We start from the raw sequence: 23266 nt of genomic DNA on the forward strand, positions 1-23266 counted from the left end.
GGACCTCGTGTGCGAGCTAGCCGGCTCGCGGCGGTGCGGGACTTTTCGTGTCCCTGATGAGCATCGGCCGAATTGCCGAATTGCCCGGGTGGGTAGGGTCATAAAGCGAAAAGGGCGCCCGAAGGCGCCCTTTGTTACTTGCGGAGACCGAGCTTGGCGATCAGTGCGCTGTAGCGGTCGGCGTCCTTCTTCTTGAGATAATCGAGCAGGCTGCGGCGGTTGTTCACCATCATCAGCAGACCGCGGCGCGAGTGATTGTCCTTCGCGTGGGTCTTGAAATGCTCGGTCAAATTGGCAATCCGCTCGGTCAGGATCGCGATCTGTACTTCGGGCGAACCGCTGTCGCCCTCCGAACGGGCATTGTCCTTGATGACTTCGGCTTTGCGTTCGGCAGTGATCGTCATGATATCTTCACTCCGACATCAGGTTGAAGCCGCGCACCACCTTCGTTTCAGGCCCTACCTCGACGAGTGCCACGGGCGTATCGCCCAGCATCGCGAGGGTAAGTCCAGGTGGTGCTGCGATCCCTGCAAGCGTGCGCCCCTGGCGGAGCGCGACGGTTTGTTCGGGGGAGACGGCGAGGACCGGGATGTCGTCCAGTCCGGCCGTCAGCGGCAGGAGCAGCTCCTGCAGCTCCGCGGCTCTAGCGGCTTGGTCCAATATGTCCAGCGAAATCGCGGATTCAAGGGTGAACGGCCCCGCCTTGGTGCGGCGGAGCATGGTGACATGGCCGACCGTGCCGAGCGCGTAGGCGATGTCGCGCGCGAGGCTGCGGATATAGGTGCCCTTGGAGACGCGGGCCGAAAGGGTGATGCTTTCCAATTCCTCCCCGGAACGGGGAGGGGGACCAGCCGCAGGCTGGAGGAGGGGGCCTACCTCAAGGCTCGCGCTTCGTTCGAGGTTGGCCCCCTCCTTCACCGACGGCGCCGGCGGTCCCCCGCCCCGTTGCGGGGAGGATCTTAGTTCGTGAATCACCACATTGCGGCTGGCGAGCACCACCTCTTCACCCGCGCGCGCCAGATCGTAGGCCCGCTTGCCATCCACCTTCAGCGCCGAAAAAGCCGGCGGCACCTGCGCAATCGGCCCGGTGAAGCGTGGTAGCACCGCCTCGATTTGGGCCAGGGTCGGCCGAACCGCACTCTCGCCGACAACTTCACCCTCGGCATCCAGCGTCGAAGTCTCCGCCCCGAACGTGATCGTGAAATCATACGCCTTGTCGGCGTCCAGCATCCGCCCCGAAAGCTTGGTCGCCTCGCCGATGGCGATCGGCAGTACCCCGCTCGCGAGCGGATCGAGCGTGCCGCCATGGCCGACCTTGGCCTTGGGGTAACCGCCCGTGCGCAGCGCGCGCTTGACCGCCGAGACGGCCTGGGTCGAGCCCAGCCCGACCGGTTTGTCGAGGATCAGCCAGCCGTGGAGGGGCGCGCTCAGCGGGGGAACTGCCCGAGCCAGTCGATCACCCGCGCTTCGAGCTCGATGCGATGATCGGAGAAAGGATGATCGGTCGGCACGATCACCAGCGCGACATGCTTGCCGCCCGCGGCACGCGCGGCTTCGGCGACTGCCCTCGCGGTCGGCGCACCGGCGCGTTCGGCCCCGATTACCAGCAACGGCATATCCTTGATCTGCGCTGCCGTCGCGGCGAGGTCGAGCGACGGCGGCGCATGGGCGATCTCGTCGACCAGTGCTGCCTCGCTGGTGCCGGCGAGCGGCGGCAGATCGCCGCGCACTTCGTCACGCGCGAGCGCGTCCCTCGCCTTCGGATCATTCGCGATCCGGCGGCCGTCGCTGGCGATATCCCAGGCGTCGATCAGGATCGCGCCCAGCACGCTCTTGTCGCTGGCGGCGGCGTGCGCCGCCATCATCCCGCCCATGCTGTGGCCGGCAACCACGATCCGCGCCGGATCGATGTGGAAACGCGCCGTCGCGTCGGGCGATTTGAGGAAAGCGAGCGCGGCATCGGCATCCTCGGCGGCATGGCCGAACGAGAAACTGCCCGGGCTGCCCCAGCTGCCGCGGTAATGGAGCGTCAGCACGTTCCAGCCGGCACGACGGACCGCTTGGGCGAGGTCGAGATTCTGCTCGTTGCCCGGAAAGCCGTGGAGCAGCAGCATGGTCGGATGCGGCTCCGCGCCCGACGCGGTGTACATCACCGCGTTGAGCAATGCGCCGTGGCTCGGCAGCTGGAACGCTGCCATCGCGGCGGGATTGGCCGCATCGGCGACCGGATCGGTGGTGATCGCCTTGGCCGGTACGACCGGCGTAGCCTGCGGCGCGAGCGCGGTGGGGACGGGCAGGTCGTCGGTGGGCTTGGGTGGCACCGGCTGCCCGCGATCGGCGGCCAAAGCGACGCGGAGCCGGGCGGCAAACGGCTCCAGCACCTCGTTGGGCTGACGCAGGCCGCCGCCGCGGCAGCGATTGAAGCCGATGTAGCGCGGCAGCACATGGACATGGAGGTGCGGCACCGATTGCGGCAGGCCGTTATTCTGTTCGACAGTGAAACCGTCGGCACCCAGTCCGCTGATCTCGGCGCGGCCGACGCGGCGGGCGACCACGAGCAATCGGGTGAGGTCCTTGTCGCTCACCTCCAGCAGGTTGCGGGCCTTGGATGTCTTGGAGATGACCAGCACATGGCCGGGCGAGGCCGGCTCGTAATCCATGAAGGCGATGACGTTCCGGTCTTCGTAGACGACCGGAACCCTGGTCTCGTGCCGAACGATCTTCGCGAAGGGATTCTGCTCGTCATAGGCTTTGCCGATCACGACCGCATCGGGCACCTTGGCCGGCGGCACGCCCCAGGGCGCGCAGGCTGCGATCAACGGCGCCACCAGTGGAATCATGCCTGCCATTCCCCCGCAAGTATGGAAAACAAGGCCGTATCACGGACATGGCCGGTCCAGGTGATGCGATCCGCGCGCAGCACGCCTTCCAGCACACCGCCGATCTTGGCGACCGCCGCCTTCGACCGCGCATTGCGATCGTCGACCCGGAATTCGACGCGACGGATGCCGCTCGCGAAGGCGTGGCCCAGCATCAGTCGCTTGACCTGGCCGTTGAGCCCGGTGCCGCGAACGGTGGGTACGAAATAGGTCTGGCCGATCTCGACCGTCTGGCGGCCGGGATCGAGCCCGAGATAGGCGCTCATGCCGACCAGCCTATCGTCCGCAAATATTGCAAACGGAATACGGCCCGGGTTGGCGAGGACGGCGTCGAAGGTCGCGTCGAAATGATCGGGATCGAACGGGGCGGCATAGATCGGCCAGATGTCGGAATCGAGCGCACAGGCCGCCTTCAGCCCAATGCGGTGCCGCTCCGCCATAGGTTCGAACCTGATCGTGTCGTCGACGGGCGGCACGCCGAGCGCCGCCTTGAAATCAATCGGCATCCTGCTCGCCGAGATCGCGGGCGACGATGGGGGAGCGCAGCAGCGCATCGATCCGCTGACCTTCGTCGAAACTCTCGTCGGGCAGGAACTTGATCTTCGCCGCATATTTGAGGTTCACGCGCTTGGCGACCTCGCTCTGGAAGTAAGCGGTGTTGGTTCGCAGCGCCTTCAGCACCTTCTCCTCGTCCGCCCCGAGCAAGGGTTTCACGAACACGATGGCGTGCTTGAGATCGGGCGACATGCGCACTTCGGTCACCGAAACGTGGTGCGCCGCAAGCGTCTCGTCATGCACGTCCCCGCGCATCAGGATTTCGGCAAGGATATGGCGCACCTGTTCGCCGACGCGGAGCAGGCGGACCGATTTGCCTTCGGATGTGGCGTTGTGGCGCATCGTTCACCTGAAGAAAAAGTGAGACCCACCGCTAGAAGAATGCATGGCAGGGTCAGTGCCATGTATCCTCAGCAAAACAGCTACTGAACAGCTCGCCGAGCCAGCCTCCGGCAAGGCGAGACGCCTTGCCGGATAACGGTTCGCCGTTTTGCGCGCTCACAGCGTCCGTGCGCGCTCCTCGACCTCGAAGGTCTCGAGATAATCCCCGGCCTTGATGTCGGTCGAGCCCTCGAACGTGACGCCGCATTCCAGTCCGGCGCGGACCTCGGCGACGTCGTCCTTGAAGCGACGCAGCGAGGCGATCTTGCCGTTGTAGACGATGACGTCGTCGCGAGTGAGGCGTGCGCGCAGGTCCTTCTTGATGAACCCCTCGGTGACCAGAAGGCCGGCCGCCTTGCCGTGCTTGCCCGCCGAGAAGACCTCGCGGACTTCGGCGCGGCCGACCACGGTCTCGAAATATTCGGGACCGAGTTGGCCGGCCATCGCGGCGCGGATGTCGTCGAGCAGATCGTAGATCACGTCATAATATTTGAGCGCGACCTGATCCCGCGTGGCGATCTCGCGTGCCTTGGCATTGGCGCGAACGTTGAAGCCGATGATCGGCGCCTTGGACGCCGCGGCCAGGCTGACATCGCTTTCGGTGATGCCGCCGACGCCCGAGCTCAGGATGCGCACCTGGATGTCGTCATTGCCGATCTTCTGCAGCGAACCGATGATCGCCTCGACCGAGCCCTGGGCATCGGCCTTGATCACCAGCGGGAACTGCTGCGCCTGCTTGTCGCGCAGTGCCGAGAACATCGACTCGAGCGAGGCGGGTGCCGTCGTCGTGCGCTTCTGCTGGATCACGCTGGCGCGATAGGCGGCGACCTCACGGGCACGTGCCTCATTCTCGACGACGGTGAGCTGATCCGCCGCACCGGGCACGCCCGAGATGCCGAGGATTTCGACCGGAACGGAAGGACCGGCGCTTTTCACCTGCTTGCCCTTGTCGTCGATCAAGGCACGGACCTTGCCGCTTTCCGGCCCGACGACGAAGATGTCGCCGGTCTTGAGCGTGCCGCGACGTACCAGGATCGTCGCAACCGGGCCGCGGCCCTTGTCGAGCTGCGCCTCGATCACGACGCCTTCGGCTTCGCGATCGGGGTTGGCGGTGAGTTCCATGACCTCGGCCTGAAGCTGGATCTTCTCGATCAGCTCGTCGAGCCCGGTCTTGGCGAGCGCCGAGACCTCGACCTCCTGGACATCGCCGCCCATGCTTTCGACCTGGACGTCATATTGCAGCAAGGCTTCGCGCACCCGCTGGGGATTGGAACCCGGCTTGTCCATCTTGTTGATGGCGATGATCATCGGCTTGTTGGCCGCCTTGGTGTGATTGATCGCCTCGATCGTCTGCGGCCGGATGCCATCATCGCCGGCAACGACGATCACGACGATGTCGGTCACGTCGGCGCCACGGGCACGCATCGAGCTGAAGGCTTCGTGACCCGGCGTATCGAGGAAAGTGATCTTCGATCCGTCTTTCTGCGTCACCATATAGGCGCCGATATGCTGGGTGATGCCGCCGGCTTCGCCCGACGCGACGTCGGTCCCGCGCAGCGCATCGAGCAGCGACGTCTTGCCATGATCGACATGGCCCATGATCGTGACGACCGGCGCACGCGGCTTCAAAGTCTCGGGGGCATCGACGTCGCTCTCGGTGACGATATCGATATCCGATTCGGAGACGCGGCGGATGTTGTGGCCGAACTCGGCGACGAGCAACTCGGCCGTGTCCTGATCGATCACCTGGTTGGAGGTGACCGGCGTGCCCATCTTGAACAGCGATTTGACCAGATCGGCGGTCCGCTCGGCCATACGATTGGCGAGCTCGGCGACGGTGATCGCCTCGGGCACGACCACATCGCGCACCTGCTTGGCGGCCGGGCCCGACTGGTGCGATCTCTTGTCCTTCTCACGTGCCCGCTTGAGCGCCGCCAGGCTGCGCGCACGGGCACCCCCGGCATCGTCGTCGAGCGCGCGGGTGACGGTGAGCTTGCCCGATTGGCGGCGATCGTCGCCCATGCGGTTCCGCTCGGGCCGCTTGGGTGCGATGACCGGGGTGAAGCGGCGCGGTGGCGGCGGGGCGACGACGCCCGGGCGCGCCGGGGCCTGTTCGTCCGTTGTCGCCGCAGCGGCTACGGGTGCCTCGGCCACGGGTTCGGCCACTACGGGTTCGACAGGGACCGGCTCGGGTGCCGGGGCAGGCTCGGCTACGACCGGCGGAGCCTCGGGGGCCTCCGCGGCGCGACGATTTTCCTCGGCACGGCGCTTCTCTTCCTCGATGGCTTCACGGGCAGCGGCTTCCTCGCGGCGGCGCGCATCCTCCAAGGCATTCATGCGCGCCTCGTCGGCCTCGCGCAGCAGACGCTCCTGCTGTTCGCGGCGTTCGAGCGGCGTCATCGGCCGGGTGATCGGGGCAGGCTGCGGGCGTGGCGGTGGCGGCGGCGCTACCGGCGTCGCCGCCGGACGCGGTGCGGCCACCGCTGCCGGTGCTTCGACCTCGACGGGCGCGACGGCGGGCTCGGGTGCCTCGACCGGTGCCGGATCCCCTGGCTTGCGGAAGATGCGGGCCTTTTTGGTCTCCACGATCACCGTGTTCGAGCGGCCGTGGCTGAAGCTCTGTTTCACCTTACCGGTCTCGACCGTACGGCGAACGCCGAGCGGTGCACTGAGACCCAGTTTTGGCTTTTCGTTATCGCTCATCTGGTAAACCGAACCCTCAAAATCTTTTTCATGCGCCAAATGGCCCTGCGAACGCCTCGCAAGGCTTACGGCTTGTCATCAAGGCCAATATAGCCGCGCCACCGGCCGAGTGCTTCAGACACGCGCGCTGCAGCTGCAGGCGCGACAAGCGCTAGATGTACCACATTCTCGCGCCCTAACGCCATCGACAATATGGCGCGTGTCGCGGGAATTGCGAGGCCCTGCAGGTCGGCGCCCTCCATGCCGAGACCGACTCGCAGCGCCTGATCGAGCTTGCGGGTGCCATCGGCCGCAGCATCGCGGGCGTGGAGCAGCAGTTCGACCGTGCCCTTGCGCGCCGCATCGACGATCCGCTCGGAACCGGTGACGAGTTGGCCGGCGCGCGCTTCCAGCCCGAGCCGATCGAGCGCGGCGCGTTCCAGCGCCCGCTCGATCTGATCGGCCAGGTCTGTCGGAACGTTGACCGCGCCTTTGAATGCGCGGGCGAGCGCCTTGGTCAGGCGCCCCTTGGTGATGGCTTCTTCCAGGGTCGCGCGATCGACGCCGATCCACGCGCCACGGCCGGGGGCCTTGGCGCGCACGTCGGGCGCGACCGTGCCATCGGGACCGAGCGCGAGCCGGATCAGGCTGTCGGGCGGCGCCTTGCGGCCGGACAGAATGCAGGTGCGCTCGCTCCCGCCCTTTCCGCTGGCGGAAGGAACGTGCGACTCGCCGTCGATCGAGGCTTCGTCCACGGACGCGAAGTCGCTCGCGTCCGTGACCCCTCCCGCAGGGGGAGGGGAGTATGGCCGTCGTCTATGCCGTCAGGGCGATCATTGTCCGACATCCGCAGAAGCGTCCTCCTGCGTCGTTTCCTCGTCGGCGAACCAGCCGGCGGCATGGCGCGCGGCCATGATGATTTCCTGGCCCTGCTCGTCGCTCAGGCCATATTCGGCGAGTACGCCGCCCTTGTCTTCCTTGGGTGCGGGTGCGCCTTCCTTGCGGCGGCGCGGTTCGGCGCGCTTCTTCTCGACCAGTTCGTAGGTGGCGAGATCGGCCACATCGTCGAGCGTGCGGACGCCGGCCTTGCCGAGCGTGACCATCATGGCTTCGGTGATGAAGGGCAGCTCGCCGACGGCATCCTCGACGCCGAGGCCACGGCGCAGCTCGCGTGCGGCGGCTTCGCGGCGTTCGATCGCCTCGGCGGCGCGGCTCTGGAGCTCGCCCGCGATATTCTCGTCGAGACCCTCGATCGATCCCAATTCCTCGGTCTCGACGTAAGCGACTTCCTCGAGGCTGGTGAAGCCCTCGGCGACCAGCAACTGGGCGAGCGTCTCGTCGACGTCGAGCTCGTTCTGGAACATCTCGCTGTTCTGGACGAATTCGCGTTGGCGCTTCTCGCTCGCGTCGGCCTCGGTCAGGATATCGATCGCCTTGCCGGTCAGCTGCGAGGCGAGACGCACGTTCTGGCCGCGACGGCCGATCGCGAGGCTCAACTGATCGTCAGGAACGACCACCTCGATCCGGTCTTCTTCCTCGTCGATCATCACGCGGCTGACCTGGGCCGGCTGGAGCGCGTTGACGACGAAGGTCGCGTTGTCGGGCGACCAGGGGATGATGTCGATCTTCTCGCCCTGCAATTCCTGCACGACCGCCTGGACGCGGCTGCCCTTCATACCGACGCAGGCGCCGACAGGGTCGATCGAGCTGTCGCGGCTGATCACGCCGATCTTGGCGCGGCTGCCCGGATCGCGCGCGGCGGCCTTGATCTCGATGATGCCGTCGTAGATTTCGGGCACTTCCTGCGCGAACAATTTCTTCATGAAATCGGGATGGGCGCGCGACAGGAAGATCTGCGGGCCGCGATTCTCGCGCACCACCTTCATGATGAGCGCACGCACACGATCGTCCTTGCGGAGCACTTCGCGCGGGATCTGCTGGTCGCGGCGGATCACGCCCTCGGCGCGGCCGAGATTGACGACGACATGGCCGAACTCGACCGACTTGACCGTGCCGACGATGATCTCGCCCGCGCGATCCTTGAATTCCTCATGCTGGCGCTCGCGCTCGGCATCGCGGACCTTCTGGAAGATCACCTGCTTGGCGGCCTGCGCGGCGATGCGGCCGAACTCGATGTTGGGCAAAGGATCGACGATATAGTCGCCGATCACGGCACCCTTCTGCAGCTTCTGCGCCTCGGGCACCGAAACCTGGGTGAAGTAATTCTCGACGTCCTCGACCACCTCGACGACGCGCCACAGGCGGACGTCGCCGGCCGACGTGTCGATCTTGGCGCGGATGTCGTTCTCGGCACCATAACGGGCCTTGGCGGCGCGCTGGATCGCGTCTTCCATCGCCTCGATGACGATACCGCGGTCGATCAGCTTCTCGCGCGCAACCGCGTCGGCGATCGCAAGCAGTTCGGCCTTGTTGGCGGAAATGGCGGACGTTGCCATGACTCGTACTATCCTTCCTGTGAAATCTTGTCCGCACCCTCGATCGAGAGTGGCGCGGTTGCCTTGATCAATGCGTCGGTCAGCAGCAGCTTGGCGCTGGCGATCTGGCCGAACGGAATTGCGATTTCGCCGACGCGGTCATCATACACCGTCACGATCCCGTCTTCGAGTCCGTTCAGGCGACAATCGAACTGCTTGCGGCCATTGAGTGGTTCGGCGAGCCTGATGCGCGCATCGAAGCCGGCCCAATCCTTATAATCCTGCGGACGGGTCAGCGGGCGATCGATGCCGGGGGAGGACACCTCCAGTCGATAGGCCTCCTCGATCGGATCGGCTTCGTCGAGTATTTCGGAGACTCGGCGTGACAGCGTTTCGCAGTCGGAAAGATCGAGCTGCCGCGTGTCCGGGCGCTCGGCCATGATCTGCAGCGTCGGATCCGATCGGCCGCCGAACATCGCCACGCGCACGAGATCGAAGCCCAGAGCCTTGGCTTCCGGTTCGATCAGTTTGGCGATTGCTGCAATGTCGGTCATGGAGCTCCGGATATTGGGTACGCACCGTCCCGTGCCGGAACCCTGCGGGTGCCGGCCTCGTCAGTGTTACCAATGTCGAGGGACAAGGGCGATATAGGATGACTCAAAGACGGGGGCAAGCCCGCCTTTGCTGCCAGACGGGTCGAATGCCCAACTGATCGAGCGCGGTATCGTTCGAGATCAGCACCAGATTGCCGGTGCGGCTGCGTCCCGGCGAGGCGACCCCGGCGACCGAAAAGATAGACCGCAATCATCCTGATGCAATGTGAACGGTGCAGTGTATGAGGCAGCAATTCTTTCAAAATAAGGGATTGCCGATGCGCCTCACGATCCTGACCGCCCTGCTCGCCACCACCTTCGTCACAGTCCCGCTTCACGCGCAGGAGAATTTCGGCGGGAACAAGCCCAATCCCGACAAGCCCTTTGTTGCGACGCCCGTGGCGACCTTCGAATTCCCCTGGTCGATGACCTTCCTCGCCGATGGCTGGATGCTGGTGAACGAGAAGCCCGGCCGGATCTGGCTGGTCGATGGCAAGGGCACAAAGGTGCCGGTCGCGAACGTGCCCGCAGTCGAATATAAGGGGCAGGGCGGACTGCTGTTCGTGACGACCTCGCCCAATTATGCGCGCGATCATCAGGTCTATATCACCTATTCCGAGCCCGGCGAGGGCGGCTCCAGCCTCGCGCTGGCGCGCGCCAAGCTGACGATCGGCACCGGGACCGCCAGCCTTGATGGCCTCAAGGTGCTGTGGCGCGAATTCCCCAAAGGGCAGGGCGGCCAGTTCGGCGGCTATATCGCGTTCGCGCCCGACAAGAAGTCGCTTTTCCTGACGGTCGGTGAGCGCCAGCGCTTCACCCCGGCGCAGGATCCGAACACCGAACTCGGCAAGATCCTGCACCTGACGCTCGACGGCAAACCGGCGGCGGGCAATCCGATGGCAGGCAAGACCGGCGCCGACACGTTGCCGCTGTTCGCCCCGCCCAAGGATACCGAAGCCGCCAAGACGGTCACGCCGACCCAGGTCAAGCTGCCCGGGCCCAACCTGGCGCCCTCCGAAACCTGGGCGACCGGTTTTCGTACCCCTTACGGTCTCGCGTTCGACAGCGCCGGGCGCTTGTGGGAGGTCGAACATGGCCCGCGCGGCGGCGACGAGCTCAACCTGATCGAGCGCGGCAAGAATTACGGCTGGCCGCTCGTCTCCTACGGCATGAACTATGATGGCGTGCCGATCCCCAATCCCGATACGCGGCCCGATCTGCAGAAGCCCGCCCTATACTGGGTGCCGGTGATCGCGCCGGCGGGTCTTACCTTCTACAAGGGCAAGCTGTTCCCGCAATGGAACGGATCGGCCTTCATCGGTGGCCTTGGCTCGCAGTCGCTCGTGCGGGTGGCGTTCGACGGTACCAAGGCGCGCGAGGCCGAGCGCTGGGCGATGGGCGCGCGCATCCGCTTCACCGCGGAAGGGCCGGATGGCGCGCTCTACGTGCTGGAGGATGCCAAGGAAGGCCATCTCGTCCGGTTGACGCCGAAGCCGTAAGCGAAGCGAACAAAGATGGAAGACGGAACGATCTTCGTGGGCTCCGCATCGGTCGGCGCCCACGCCGCGATATGTCTCGAGCTCAAACGCGCCAACCGCCACGGGCTGATCGCGGGTGCAACCGGCACCGGTAAGACGGTCACCCTGCAGGGCATGGTCGAAGGTTTCAGCCGTGCCGGCGTGCCCGTGTTCGTGGCCGACGTGAAGGGCGATCTGGCGGGCCTCGCCATCGCCGGATCGCCGACCGCGCGCACCCACGAAGCGTTCGCCGCGCGCGCGGCCGAGATCGGGATGGCGGACTGGTGCTATGGCGACAATCCGGTGATCTTCTGGGATCTGTTCGGCCAAGCCGGACATCCGGTGCGCACGACCATATCCGAGATGGGACCCTTGTTGCTGGCGCGGCTTATGGGACTCAACGACACGCAGGAAGGCGTGCTCAACCTCGTATTCAAGGTTGCGGACGAGCAGGGCCTGTTGCTGCTCGATCTGGCGGATCTGCAAGCGATGCTGGCGTGGACGGCAGAGAATGCCGCCGATCTGTCGGCGCGCTACGGCAATGTCACCCGCGCCAGCGTCGGCACGATCCAGCGCCAGTTGCTCCAGCTCGAAAGCCAGGGAGGCGACGGTTTCTTCGGCGAACCGGCGCTCGACATCGCCGATATGATGCTGGTCGACGAGGCCGGGCGCGGCACGGTCAGCGTGCTGGCGGCCGATCGCCTGATGGCGGCGCCCAAGCTCTACGCCACCTTCCTGCTCTGGCTGCTGTCCGAACTGTTCGAGACGCTGCCCGAGATCGGCGATGCCGACAAACCCAGCCTCGTCTTCTTCTTCGACGAAGCGCATCTGCTGTTCGACGACGCCGCACCGGCTTTGGTCGACAAGGTCGAGCAGGTCGTGCGGCTGATCCGCTCCAAGGGCGTCGGCGTCTATTTCATCAGCCAGAACCCGATCGACATCCCCGACGATGTCGCCGGCCAGCTCGGCAACCGCGTCCAGCACAAGCTCAACGCCTTCACCCCGCGCGAGCAGAAGGCGGTGCGCGCCGCGGCCGAGACCTTCCGCGCCAGCCCGGGGCTCGACGTCGCCGATGCGATCACCGAATTGAAGGTCGGGGAAGCCCTGGTGTCCCTGCTTCAGCCCGATGGCGCACCGAGCCCTGTCACCCGCACCTTGATCCGGCCGCCATTCTCGCGCGTCGGGCCACTGACCCAGGAGGAGCGTGCGATCTTCGTCTCCACCTCGCCGGTTGCAGGCAAATATGAGACGCCGGTCAACCGCGAATCGGCTGCCGAGATGCTCGCTGCCAAAGCGGGCGGCACTAAGGCTGCGGCGCAACGGGCAGCGGACGAAGCGGGCACCGCCCGCGCGCAGGCCGAACAGGCACGGATGAACGCCGCGCAGGCCCGCCTCGACGCCCAAGCCCAAGCCCGCGCTGATCGTGAGGCGGCGCGCGCCGCCGAGATGCAGGCGCGGGCCGAGGCACGCGCCCGCGAGGCGGCGATGCGTGAGGCGGCGCGACCGACGCTTACCGATCAGATGCTCCGATCGGCGGCGCGGTCGGCCGCCACCTCGATCGGGCGACAGATCGGGGGCCAGGTGGGCGGCCAGATCTTGCGCGGCCTGCTCGGCGGCCTGTTCAGGGGGCGCTGATCGGACGCGCAACCCTCGGTCATCCGGCGCGCTGCGCCTAACTTCAGGCGGGCGATCCCGTCACCTGGATGAGGTGCGTTCCCGAGTCATCTATCGCAAGGCAGGTCAGCCTCCCCGATCGATAGGCGCCGGTATCGATGCCGATGCGATTGAAGCGGAATACCGGCTCTTCTACGATGAAGTGGCCGTGAACGATCCTATGGCCCCAATCCTGCTCGGCGCTGAGGAAAGGCTCGCGGATCCACATCAGGTCGCGCGGTGATTGTTCGGTCAGCGGCTTGTGCGGATCGATGCCGGCATGGACGAACAGATAGTGCCTCCAGTTCAGGCCGAGTTGCAGCCCTTCCAGGAAGCGAAGATGTGCGGGCGGTAAGATCTTGCGTAGCGCATCGCGCAGATCCAGCCAGCCGTCACCCTCGATCGTCTCCGGCACGTCCAGCCCATAGCTTTCCATCGCCTCGCGCCCGCCGAACTTCATCCAGGCCGGGCCGTTTTCCGTCGGAGCATCGAGAAACGCCATCATCCGATCCTCGTGGTTGCCGCACAGGAAGACCCGGGTGATGCCATCCGCAAACACCCCGCACAGCCGCTCGATCACCTGCGCCGAATGCGGGCCGCGATCGATATAGTCGCCGAGGTAACAGAGCAGAGGATGTGTCGGCTGCCTTGCCGCAATATCCGCAGCAATCGCCTCCTCCATCCGCTCCAGCAGATCGAGACGGCCGTGAATGTCGCCGATTGCATAGACGATATCGGCGTCGGGTTGGGGCGACAGTTTGGTGGCGTCGATCATGGGCATCCTTCCATCTGTCGCTCCAAGTGCCTAAAACACCCCCATGTCCAGCATCATCGAAAAACCCGCCGTGCCCACCGTCAGCCTCGCGCAGGAGCTGGATGACCCCGAGGGTTTCGCCCAGGCTTTCGGTGGGTCCTTCCAGCGTTTCGGCTTCGCGATCGTGTCCGATCATGGCGTCCCGAGTGAGGTGATTGCGCGCGCCGAGGCCAAGGCGAAGGAATTCTTCGCGCTGCCGGACAATGTGAAGAAGGCCTATCATCTCGCCGGCTCGGGCGGGCAACGCGGCTATATCCCGTTCGGCATCGAAACCGCCAAAGGCGCCAAGGCCTTCGATCTCAAGGAGTTCTGGCACATCGGACGTGAGCTACCTGCCGGCGATCCGCTGCGCGAGGTGATGCCCGACAATGTGTGGCCGAGCGAGGTGGAGGAATTCCGCCAGGCCGAACTGGCCTTGTACGAGGCGCTGGAGACGGCCGGGCTTCGGCTGCTGCGGGGGATAGCGCGCTACCTGAAGCTCGACCCCGAATTCTTCGACGCCACGGTCGAGAATGGCAACAGCGTGCTCCGCTTGCTCCATTATCCGCCCACCGAAGGCGGCGGCCCCAACATCCGCGCGGGGGCGCATGAGGATATCAACACGATCACCCTGTTGCTCGGCGCCGAGGAAGCCGGGCTGCAATTGCTCGATCGCGACGGCAATTGGCTGCCGGTCCAGCCGCGCGAGGGCGAACTGGCGGTCAATGTCGGCGACATGCTCCAACGGCTGACGAACAATGTGCTACGCTCGACCACGCATCGCGTGATCAATCCGGCGCCCGAACGCGCCTCGATCGCGCGTTACTCGATGCCTTTCTTCCTGCACTTCCGGCCGGATTATGTGATCCGGACGCTGCCGCAATGTATCGGCCCCGATCGGCCCAACCTCTATCCCGAACCGATCACGGCGCATGATTATCTTTACCAGCGCCTGCGCGAGATCAAATTGATCTGATCCGCAAGGCCGTTACCCAATCTTGCGGCAGGCCGGCCATTTGACCTTGATGAGGTAAGCGCAATCGCTCACCTGAACTGTCCCGTCGGGGCCGATAAAGGCCCCGTAGTCCAGATTGCCGGTGCAACGCGCGACCCACATTTCGAGATTCTTGTAGGGCCCCTGATAGACAGCCTTCTCGACCCGCACGCACTTCTCGCCTGAATCGAGCACCGCGCGCCGCAAGGCCGCGCGCCGCTGGATATCGGTAAGCTTGGTGAGTGCGTCGCTATAGGTCTTGGCGGTGTCCGAACGGACCTGGGCGACGGCCGAGCCCGTCAGCAGGACGGCGGCGGCGAATGCGACGATCGAGCGAGTCATGGCGTCTACCATAGCGCCGATCAGCCCCGGCCGCGATAGGAAGGAACGCCCTGATCGGGCAGCCACAAGCCGACGGGCGGCGGACCCGATTGCCAGAAGACGTCGATCGGAATGCCGCCGCGCGGATACCAATAGCCGCCGATCCGCAGCCAGAGCGGATCCATCTCCGCAAACAGCCGCTCGGCGATGCCGACGGTGCAGTCCTCGTGGAAGGCGGCGTGGTTGCGGAAGCTGCCCAGGAACAGTTTGAGCGACTTGGATTCGACGATCGTTTCGCCCGGCGCATAATCGATCACGAGATGCGCGAAATCGGGCTGGCCGGTAACCGGGCAGAGCGAGGTGAATTCGGGTGCGGTGAAGCGGACCAGATAAGGCCGGCCGGGGCGCGGATTGGGCACATAATCGAGGATGGCCTCTTCCGGACGCGCCGGGAGCGCCGAGGTCTGGCCGAGATGGGTGATACTCATGCGCGGCATGTAGGACTTGTGCCCGCGATCCTCAACGCATGGCTGGACGTAAGAACAAAAGCGGATCAGGTTCCGCAGGTGTCGACTCTCGTGCCGATCCTGGGCGATCAATTATCGTTCGCCATATCGTCGCTGCGCGACGCCGACCGCGCTGCGACGACGATCCTAATGATGGAGGTCGATGCCGAGACCCGCTACGTCCGCCACCATCGGCGCAAGATCGCCTACATCCTTTCAGCGATGCGGCATCATGCCGAAGCGCTGCGGGCGCTGGGCTGGACGGTCGATTATGTCCGGCTCGACGATCCCGCCAATCGCGGAAGCTTTACCGAGGAATTGCAGCGGGCGATCGATCGACACCGCCCCGAGCGGATCGTCGTCACCGAAGCGGGCGAGTGGCGGGTGCAGGCGATGCTCGAAAGCTGGGAGAAATTGACCGGGCTCAAGGTCGAAATTCGCCGCGACACCCGTTTCCAGATTGGCCGCAAGGCATTCGCGCATTGGATGGCGCAACAGGACGTGCCGCGGATGGAATATTTCTACCGCGCCATGCGGCGGCACACCGGCCTGCTCATCGACGGCAATGACCCCGTTGGCGGACGCTGGAATTTCGATGCGGAGAATCGCAAGCGGGCCCCGCCTGACGCTTCCTATCCGCGTCCGCCCGAGTTCGAGCCCGATGCGATCACATGCGATGTGCTGGCGCTGGTCGAGACGCGCTTCGCCGATCATTTCGGCAGCCTGGACGCTTTCGGTTTCGCGGTGACCGCGGCGCAGGCCGAAACGCTGCAGGCATGGTTCCTCGATCATGCGTTACCGCACTTTGGCGATACGCAGGATGCGATGCTGGTGGGCGAGCCGGTGCTTTGGCACTCGCTGCTGTCACCGTATATCAATTCCGGGCTGCTCGATCCGCTCGCTCTGTGCCGCGCGGTCGAGGCGCGTTATCGGGCGGGCGAGGTACCGATCAACGCTGCCGAAGGCTTCATCCGCCAGATCATCGGCTGGCGCGAATATGTCCGCTGTATCTATTGGTGGGCCGGCGCGGATTATGGCCGCCGCAACGCGCTCGGGGCGACCCGCAAATTGCCCGATTTCTACTGGACCGGCAAGACCCGGTCGCGCTGCCTGAGCGAGACGATCGGACAGACCTTGGACCTTGCCTACGCGCACCATATCCAGCGGCTGATGGTGACGGGCAATTTCGCGCTTCTGATCGGTGCCGATCCGGCCGAGGTCCATCGCTGGTATCTGGAGGTCTATGCCGATGCCTATGAATGGGTCGAGCTGCCCAACACGCTCGGCATGAGTCAGTTCGCCGACGGCGGGCTGCTCGGCTCCAAGCCTTATGCGGCGAGCGGCGCCTATATCAACAAGATGTCGGATTACTGCCGCCATTGCGACTACGACGTGCGCAAGCGTACCGGCGACGATGCCTGCCCGTTCAATTCGCTCTACTGGGATTTCCTGGCGCGCAACCGCTCGGCGCTGGGCGACAATGAACGGCTGGCCATGCCTTATCGCAATTGGGATCGCTTCGGCGCCCGGGAGCAGGCAGCGATCCGGGCGCGGGCGGCGGAGGTGCTGGCCGGGCTCGATCACGCACGGCCACGGACCGATCAGAGCCGCAAACTTCTCTGAATCGGTTGGGATTGCTGGATGGGTGGAGCATCCTTCATCGCGTCGAACAGCCGATAGTCATCTGCATAGAGATTGCGGAGGCGCAGTCGCTGCTGGGCGGTGAGGGCAAGCGCGAACGGCTCGCTCCGATTCAGATGGGGCACATCGATGCCGAGCGAAGGCATCAAGTCGCGCAGGCGCGGCAGCTGATCGAACGACACGAGATTGTGGACCGCCAGCGCACCGGCATGATCGGTCAGAAACCAACGTTGGGTGCGGAAGATATTGTCGAGCGCGTAGGGTGATCGCGCGGCTTCGATGTGGTCAAGTGCGTCGTCGATCGACCGAAACGCCCGATAGGTTTCCCGAAAGGCGTCGTGGATCACCGTATCCGCGGCCACGCCGAGCCGCGCATGGCGGTAAGCCGACAGAAACCGCGCTTCGGGCTCGCGCAGGACCGCAAAGGCGGGGCACGTACGCATGATCTTCCCCGCCGCAGTCAGATAAAAGCGCGCCGAAGCATGCCCGACCGGCATCCCGTACAAGGCCTGGCCGATCGAGGTTCCGCCGTTCTTCGGGACATGTACGAACAATATCCCGCGTTTCGCGATCCGCGACAGGCGTTCGCGCCGCTTGGCTCCTGGCGGCAGGCGCAGGCCCCAGTCGGCGGCGCGCTCATGGATGTCGGTCGACAGACGTACCCCGAACAGCCGCAGCAAGGCCGATTGCGCGGCGATACGCAGGCGATCAGGCACGATTGCGATCTCTGGTCATAGCTGCGCGTTCCCCCGGATGTCGCGACGACGGGCCGAGTCGCGATCGTCACCAACGGCATGACTGGCGACGGCCTGGATCGATTCCTGGCGGGCCTGATGTGTGACTTTCATGCTGGCTCCCCGGTTAACGAACCTGACGGCATGATGCCGCGGTCACCGCAGTTGCCGGCGCCCAATTCCGGAGGCTGATCGATGCGTAGGCGTCGCCTGCTTGCTGCATCCCTCTATGGCCCGTCAAAGACCGCTGATAGAGCGGCCTGATGAGCGACAAGGACATGAAAGGCCCCGCCACGCGGTTGGTGGAGGCGGGCAGACGCAAGGATTGGACGCGGGGGATCGTCAACCCGCCGGTGTGGCGTGCATCGACCATATTGTTCGACGATGTCGCGGCACTGCGGGACGGGGTGAAGCACCCTGATGACGGCCTTTATTACGGCCGGCGCGGGACCCCGACCCAATGGGCGCTGGCGGATGCTCTGACCGCGCTCGAGCCCGGGGCGGCGGGCACGACCCTGCATCCCTCGGGTGTTGCCGCGATAACGACCGCGTTGCTGGCGGTGCTCGAGCCCGGCGACGAATTGCTGATGGTCGACAGCGCCTACGAGCCGACCCGCGCTTTCTGCAACGGGCTGCTCCGGAAGATCGGGGTCACGACCCGTTATTATGATCCGCTGGTCACCGGCGACGCGATCGACGCGCTGTTCGACGAACGGACCAGGGCGATCTTCATGGAAAGTCCCGGCAGCCTCACGTTCGAAGTGCAGGATGTCCCCGCGATCGCGCGGGCGGCGAGGGCGCGCGGGGTGGTGAGCCTGATCGATAACACCTGGGCCACGCCCTTGCTGTTCCCTGCGATCGCGCATGGGGTCGACGTCTCGATTCTCGCCTGCACCAAATATATTGCGGGCCATTCAGACGTGATGCTCGGGTCGGCGACCGCTGTTCCCGGGGTGTTCGAGAAGATCCGCAAGATGGGGCAGGGGCTCGGTCATTGCGTGAGCGCCGACGATGCATTTCTCGCCTCACGCGGCCTGCGCACCATGGGCGTCCGGTTGAAGGCGCACGAAACGGCGGCGCTGGAGATCGCCCGCTGGCTGGAAGCCCAGCCACTGGTAGCAAAGGTGTTGCACCCCGCACTGCCGGGAACACCGGGGCATGCCTATTTCAAGCGCGATTTCACGGGGGCCGCGGGCCTGTTCGCCTTCGCTATCCATGGGGACGATGCGGCACGCGTGCGGCTGATCGATTCCCTCGATCATTTCGGCATCGGATTTTCCTGGGGCGGCTTCGAAAGTCTGGCGCTGCCGATCGATCCCGAACGCATCCGCACCGCAACACGCTGGGTCTCGCCGGGGCCGATGATCCGCCTTCAGATCGGCCTGGAGGATCCTGCCGACCTCATCGCGGATCTGGCGCAAGCTTTTGAGGGCACTGCGCAATAAGCTTGCGGAACCAGATCCGGTACGTTGCTGGTCTGTTGCTGGACCGCAACAGTGCGTGGCTGAACTTATGCTGCACTGCAGTTTGGATTTGTCTGGCGGGGTCTCTTCGCGCAGAGCGGTTTTACCGTAATGCAGCCCCCCCGGTCTTCGGACGCAGAGGTGAGGGCGCAAACGGTGCGCAGTGGAACGTGACCGCAATCGCGAGAAGGATTCTATATGCGCACCACCCTCGTCGGGCTTTCGCTCCTGGCTGCCTTCGCTGCCGCCGCTCCGGCTCTGGCGGAGGATGCTCCGGCTGCTCCGGCCAGCGACTTCACCGTTACCGGCGGCGCCACGCTCGTCAGCGACTATCGCTTCCGTGGCGTTTCGCAGACCAATACCCACTTCGCCATGCAGGGCACGTTGGGCGTCAGCCATTCTTCGGGCTTCTACATCGGCACCTGGGGTTCCTCGATCGACGATTATATCTCGGCGGGCAGCGATCAGGAGATCGATCTCTATGCCGGCTATAAGAAGACGATCAACGGAACGACGATCGATGGCGGTGTCCTCTATTATTTCTACCCGGGCAACGCCAAGGGCAGCACGACCGACTTCGTCGAGCCCTACCTGAACGCGTCGCACACGTTTGGCCCGATCGGTGCCAAGATCGGCATGAACTACGCGCCCAAGCAGCATGCGCTGCGGTGCGACTATGATGTCCGGTGCGCCGGGAAGGCCCGCGAAGACAACCTCTACACTTATGCCGAACTCTCGGGTGCGATCCCGGGCACCGGCGTGACCGTCACCGGTCACCTCGGCGAGAGCTGGGGCCGTTCGTATCTGACCAACGGCCTCAAGGACTATACCGACTGGAGCCTGACGGCCGCCTACACCTGGAAAGCGCTGACCTTCAGCGTTGCCTATGTCGATACCGACTTCAAGAAGGGCGAGATCACCAGCGGCGATCCGACTTTCCGCAACATCGGCAAGGCAGGCGTCGTCGGCTCGGTCGGCGTCGCTTTCTAAGCAAGGCAACCCCTCCGTTCTCAAGCGGGACGGAGGGGTTGGTATTATCGTTGAACAAAACGTGAACTTGTCACGTTCCGGCATCCGAGCACTGGCGCAACGATAGCGCCCTTAACGCCGCCGGCGCCCGGATTTTGTTGCCCCGCACAACCGCCAATTTAGCACAGTGCGAGAAAATTTTTGGAGCGACGAAACCGTTCCGCTGTTTTGGGGTTTAGCCGTCGTGTCGAGAGGTTGCGCATTCGTAACGGTTTGTCGTTGTAGGCGAGACATTTCGGCAACAGTCCACGTTTTTGCGTGCTTGCGTAGAACCATGGTACTGACTAGTACGTTGCACCACCTGCACGGACCCACCGAAGCATAAGGGGATCGGAATGCGTAATTTCGCCATGATGGCCATATTGGCCTCGACGGCGCTGGCCTCGCCCGCGCTGGCGAAGGACAAGGCCTGGTATGTCGGCGTCGAAGGCGGCGGCATCATCGTTGAGAATACTAAGATCAATATCGGTGCGACTGACAACGCCGATACTGCGAAGCACAAGAATGGCCTGTTCGATGTCGATGGCATCGTCGGCTATGATCTTGGCATGGTTCGCCTGGAAGGCGAGGTCGGCTACAAGCGGACCGAGGTTAAGAGCCACACCACCACCACCACGATCAACGGCAGCCCTGCCGGGATCTACGATAGCCAATATAGCGGCAACACGTCGGTGTTGAGCTTCATGGGCAACGCGCTCCTGAACTTCGGCGACGACAAGGGCATCAACGGCTACGTCGGTGCCGGTGCCGGTATCGCACGCGTCCATTACGGCATCTATCGCCTCAATGGTGGCCAGAGCTTCCTCGACGGCAGCGACTCGCGCTTCGCCTTCCAGGTTCTGGCTGGCGTGCTGTTCCCGATCAACGACCACATCGACATCGGTGCCAAGTATCGCTTCTTCAACGCTTATGGCGTCCGCGTTCCCAGCTCGACCGGCAATGCGGCCGCAGCTGGCCTGTCGACCGCCCGCTATCGTTCGAACAGCATCCTGGCGAGCCTGATCTACAACTTCGGGGAACCGACGCCGCCGCCGCCGCCGCCGCCGCCGCCGCCTCCCCCGCCGCCGCCTCCCCCGCCGCCGCCTCCTCCGCCCCCGCCGCCGCCGCCAGTGGCGACTCCTGGGCCGTTCATCGTGTTCTTCGACTGGAACAAGTCGGATATCACGCCTGAGGCAGCGTCGATCCTCGACAATGCGGCGCAGGCTTATGCGACCACGGGCCAGGCCCAGGTCATGCTGGCCGGCTACACCGACACGTCGGGCTCCGCGAGCTACAACATGGGGCTTTCGCAGCGCCGTGCTGACTCGGTGAAGACCTATCTTGGCGGCAAGGGCGTTCCTGCCGGTGTCATGACGACGCAGGCCTTCGGTGAAACGAAGCTGCTCGTTCAGACCGCCGACGGTGTGCGCGAACCGCAGAACCGCCGCGTGGAGATCACCTTCGGTCCGAATTCGGGCCAGTAAGGGATCGCTTCGGCGAACAGGATCGGGGTCGGCTGGCAACAGCCGGCCCCTTTTCTTTGGTAAGGCTCTGGCGCTGGGGATTTAAGTCAACGGATAGCGCGCAACCGCTTCATAGATCGGGCCGCCATGGCCGAGCGTGCTTTCGTAGAGAAGAAACGCGTCCAACGTAGCCGGCGGGCTCGACAGATCAGTCGTCCGGGCGAGGAAGGATTCCACCGGACCAGCGGCGCTGTTCAGCCGGGCGAGCGTGATATGCGGTGTGAAGGCGCGTTCGTCGGGACCCACCGAGGCTCTGATCAGTGCGCGGTTTATCCGCTCATATAGTGCGCTCAGCCCATCGTCGCGGGCAACACCAGCCCACAACGTATGAACCTTGCCCTTCCGATCGAATGCGCCAGAGCCACGAAGCGTGATGGTCGGGCGGGGTTGGGTGATCGTTCCCAAGGCGGCAGCGATATCCTCGGCCTGTGGGCGATCGACTTCGCCGATGAAGCGCAGTGTGAGATGAAGCTGTGCGTCATCCTGCCAGCGCGCGCCCGGCACGCCCCCCATCCGACTCAGAAGATAGGTACGCATCGCGAGCGGCGGACGGAGGGCTACGAACAGGCGATGCACGGCTTTGTCCTCGATCCCCGGGGGTGGCCCGGCCTGGTTTGTAAGATATTGTTGCTGCGGATCCGAAGGAAGCCCGCGTTCATTCGGATGCAAGGCGGTCTGCACCATAGCAGGCCGCGATCGTCACCGCTTTCTCTTGAAAAGACTGCGAAGCGGAACGATATTGCAGGCCGCGCCACTGTGGCGCTTGAGGAGCTTATTCGAGATGGCAAACTGGTCCGACCCTAGGGCGACCGCTGCGAGGCCGACGATCGTCGACGCGCGCGGGGCCGCATACGATGCGGGTCTTCGGTCCTATATGCTTTCAGTCTACAATTACATGGCGTCGGGCGTGCTGCTGACGGGCGTCGTGGCGTTGCTGTTCGCCAATAGCCCGTACATGTCCCTGCTGTTCAGCCCGCAGGGCCGTCCGTCGGGCCTCGGCTATATCGTCATGTTCGCGCCGCTCGGCGTCGTGATGTGGCTGAGCTTCGGCATCAACCGCATCAGCGAGACGACGGCTAAAGCCCTGTTCTGGGCCTATGCCACGCTGATGGGCCTGTCGCTGTCGACCCTGCTGCTGGCTTACACCGGTGCTTCTGTCGCGCAGACCTTCTTCGCCTCGGCAGCGGCATTCGGTTCGCTGAGCCTGTGGGGCTACACCACGAAGCGCGATCTGTCGGGCATGGGCAGCTTCCTGATCATGGGCGTGATCGGCATCGCCGTCGCCATGCTGATCAACCTGTTCATGCAGTCGAGCGCGCTCGATCTGGCGGTCAGCGTGATCGGCGTGCTGCTGTTCGCCGGCCTCACCGCTTACGACACGCAGCGGATCAAGAGCATGTACTTCTCGGTCGCGGGTTCGTCCTTCGCCGGCAAGTCGGTCGTGATGGGCGCCCTGCAGCTCTATCTCGACTTCATCAACATGTTCCTGTTCCTGCTCCGCCTGTTTGGCGATCGCCGCTGATCGGCACAGGAGATAGTTCGGGAGCCCCGCCGGAGCGATCCGGCGGGCCTTTTTTGTGGGTGGATG

The 23266-nt window shown here is 64.7% G+C and carries 22 protein-coding genes; 8 read left to right on the forward strand and 14 right to left on the reverse strand.

Annotated elements, in window-relative coordinates; all coding sequences use genetic code 11:
• Positions 1-134: 134 nt before the first annotated feature.
• From rpsO to rimP, 9 genes are all read right to left on the reverse strand, one after another.
• On the reverse strand, positions 135-404 hold the full coding sequence (rpsO, locus tag AB4Z44_RS21255) for a 30S ribosomal protein S15 (protein WP_404711642.1): 270 nt from the start codon (positions 402-404) through the stop codon (positions 135-137).
• 7 nt (positions 405-411) lie between these two features.
• Positions 412-1431, reverse strand: coding sequence for a tRNA pseudouridine(55) synthase TruB (gene truB, locus AB4Z44_RS21260; RefSeq protein ID WP_404714302.1), 1020 nt, complete (start codon positions 1429-1431; stop codon positions 412-414).
• Complete coding sequence (locus AB4Z44_RS21265; protein WP_404711643.1) at positions 1428-2840, reverse strand: alpha/beta fold hydrolase; 1413 nt, start codon at positions 2838-2840, stop codon at positions 1428-1430. Before AB4Z44_RS21265 ends, truB begins: the two co-directional genes overlap by 4 nt.
• The gene (locus AB4Z44_RS21270; RefSeq protein WP_404711644.1) at positions 2837-3385 is read right to left on the reverse strand and encodes a GNAT family N-acetyltransferase; all 549 of its coding nucleotides are present in this window, start codon (positions 3383-3385) and stop codon (positions 2837-2839) included. Before AB4Z44_RS21270 ends, AB4Z44_RS21265 begins: the two co-directional genes overlap by 4 nt.
• Positions 3375-3776, reverse strand: a complete 402-nt coding sequence (gene rbfA / locus AB4Z44_RS21275) for a 30S ribosome-binding factor RbfA (protein ID WP_404711645.1) — start codon at positions 3774-3776, stop codon at positions 3375-3377. Before rbfA ends, AB4Z44_RS21270 begins: the two co-directional genes overlap by 11 nt.
• 156 nt (positions 3777-3932) lie before the next feature.
• A complete protein-coding gene (infB, locus tag AB4Z44_RS21280; RefSeq protein WP_404711646.1) occupies positions 3933-6518 on the reverse strand; it encodes a translation initiation factor IF-2 in 2586 nt (861 codons plus the stop codon).
• 65 nt (positions 6519-6583) lie between these two features.
• Positions 6584-7252, reverse strand: a complete 669-nt coding sequence (locus tag AB4Z44_RS21285; protein ID WP_404711647.1) for an RNA-binding protein — start codon at positions 7250-7252, stop codon at positions 6584-6586.
• 78 nt (positions 7253-7330) lie between these two features.
• Positions 7331-8953: a transcription termination factor NusA gene (nusA, locus tag AB4Z44_RS21290; RefSeq protein WP_404711648.1), complete on the reverse strand. Its 1623-nt coding sequence runs from the start codon at positions 8951-8953 to the stop codon at positions 7331-7333.
• Between the two features lie 8 nt (positions 8954-8961).
• Positions 8962-9486, reverse strand: a complete 525-nt coding sequence (gene rimP / locus AB4Z44_RS21295) for a ribosome maturation protein RimP (protein WP_404711649.1) — start codon at positions 9484-9486, stop codon at positions 8962-8964.
• 317 nt (positions 9487-9803) lie between these two features.
• Between rimP and AB4Z44_RS21300 the strand changes: the two genes are divergently transcribed.
• Positions 9804-11024: a PQQ-dependent sugar dehydrogenase gene (locus AB4Z44_RS21300; RefSeq protein WP_404711650.1), complete on the forward strand. Its 1221-nt coding sequence runs from the start codon at positions 9804-9806 to the stop codon at positions 11022-11024.
• A gap of 15 nt (positions 11025-11039) precedes the next feature.
• Complete coding sequence (locus AB4Z44_RS21305; protein ID WP_404711651.1) at positions 11040-12677, forward strand: helicase HerA-like domain-containing protein; 1638 nt, start codon at positions 11040-11042, stop codon at positions 12675-12677.
• 43 nt (positions 12678-12720) lie between these two features.
• Here the strand turns inward: AB4Z44_RS21305 and AB4Z44_RS21310 are convergent, their stop codons facing one another.
• Entirely contained in the window at positions 12721-13470 is a 750-nt protein-coding gene (locus AB4Z44_RS21310) for a metallophosphoesterase (RefSeq protein WP_404711652.1), read from the reverse strand.
• 43 nt (positions 13471-13513) lie between these two features.
• Here AB4Z44_RS21310 and AB4Z44_RS21315 point away from each other — a divergent pair, with 43 nt between their 5' ends.
• Entirely contained in the window at positions 13514-14464 is a 951-nt protein-coding gene (locus AB4Z44_RS21315) for an isopenicillin N synthase family dioxygenase (RefSeq protein ID WP_404711653.1), read from the forward strand.
• A gap of 12 nt (positions 14465-14476) precedes the next feature.
• Here AB4Z44_RS21315 and AB4Z44_RS21320 read toward each other — a convergent pair whose 3' ends face one another.
• Together AB4Z44_RS21320 and queF are read right to left on the reverse strand one after the other, a co-directional pair.
• Positions 14477-14824, reverse strand: a complete 348-nt coding sequence (locus AB4Z44_RS21320; protein ID WP_404711654.1) for a hypothetical protein — start codon at positions 14822-14824, stop codon at positions 14477-14479.
• Positions 14825-14844: 20 nt separating this feature from the next.
• Positions 14845-15291 carry a preQ(1) synthase gene (gene queF / locus AB4Z44_RS21325; RefSeq protein ID WP_404711655.1) on the reverse strand — a complete coding sequence of 149 codons (447 nt, stop codon included), beginning with the start codon at positions 15289-15291 and terminating at the stop codon, positions 14845-14847.
• 78 nt (positions 15292-15369) lie between these two features.
• Between queF and AB4Z44_RS21330 the strand changes: the two genes are divergently transcribed.
• On the forward strand, positions 15370-16932 hold the full coding sequence (locus tag AB4Z44_RS21330) for a cryptochrome/photolyase family protein (protein WP_404711656.1): 1563 nt from the start codon (positions 15370-15372) through the stop codon (positions 16930-16932).
• Here the strand turns inward: AB4Z44_RS21330 and AB4Z44_RS21335 are convergent.
• Entirely contained in the window at positions 16911-17666 is a 756-nt protein-coding gene (locus AB4Z44_RS21335; RefSeq protein WP_404711657.1) for a sulfotransferase, read from the reverse strand. The genes AB4Z44_RS21330 and AB4Z44_RS21335 overlap by 22 nt on opposite strands.
• A 281-nt stretch (positions 17667-17947) precedes the next feature.
• Here AB4Z44_RS21335 and metC point away from each other — a divergent pair, with 281 nt between their 5' ends.
• The 3 genes from metC to AB4Z44_RS21350 all read left to right on the forward strand — a co-directional run bounded on the left by metC (position 17948) and on the right by AB4Z44_RS21350 (position 21639).
• Positions 17948-19129 carry a cystathionine beta-lyase gene (metC, locus tag AB4Z44_RS21340; RefSeq protein ID WP_404711658.1) on the forward strand — a complete coding sequence of 394 codons (1182 nt, stop codon included), beginning with the start codon at positions 17948-17950 and terminating at the stop codon, positions 19127-19129.
• 216 nt (positions 19130-19345) lie between these two features.
• Positions 19346-20137: a TorF family putative porin gene (locus AB4Z44_RS21345; protein WP_404711659.1), complete on the forward strand. Its 792-nt coding sequence runs from the start codon at positions 19346-19348 to the stop codon at positions 20135-20137.
• 374 nt (positions 20138-20511) lie between these two features.
• A complete protein-coding gene (locus AB4Z44_RS21350) occupies positions 20512-21639 on the forward strand; it encodes an OmpA family protein (RefSeq protein WP_404711660.1) in 1128 nt (375 codons plus the stop codon).
• 81 nt (positions 21640-21720) lie between these two features.
• Here AB4Z44_RS21350 and thpR read toward each other — a convergent pair whose 3' ends face one another.
• The gene (gene thpR / locus AB4Z44_RS21355; protein ID WP_404711661.1) at positions 21721-22254 is read right to left on the reverse strand and encodes an RNA 2',3'-cyclic phosphodiesterase; all 534 of its coding nucleotides are present in this window, start codon (positions 22252-22254) and stop codon (positions 21721-21723) included.
• A gap of 205 nt (positions 22255-22459) precedes the next feature.
• Between thpR and AB4Z44_RS21360 the strand changes: the two genes are divergently transcribed.
• On the forward strand, positions 22460-23200 hold the full coding sequence (locus tag AB4Z44_RS21360; protein WP_404711662.1) for a Bax inhibitor-1/YccA family protein: 741 nt from the start codon (positions 22460-22462) through the stop codon (positions 23198-23200).
• The last annotated feature ends 66 nt before the right edge of the window (positions 23201-23266 follow it).

The organism is Sphingomonas sp. MMS24-J13 (assembly GCF_044905095.1).
Taxonomy (GTDB): domain Bacteria; phylum Pseudomonadota; class Alphaproteobacteria; order Sphingomonadales; family Sphingomonadaceae; genus Sphingomonas_I.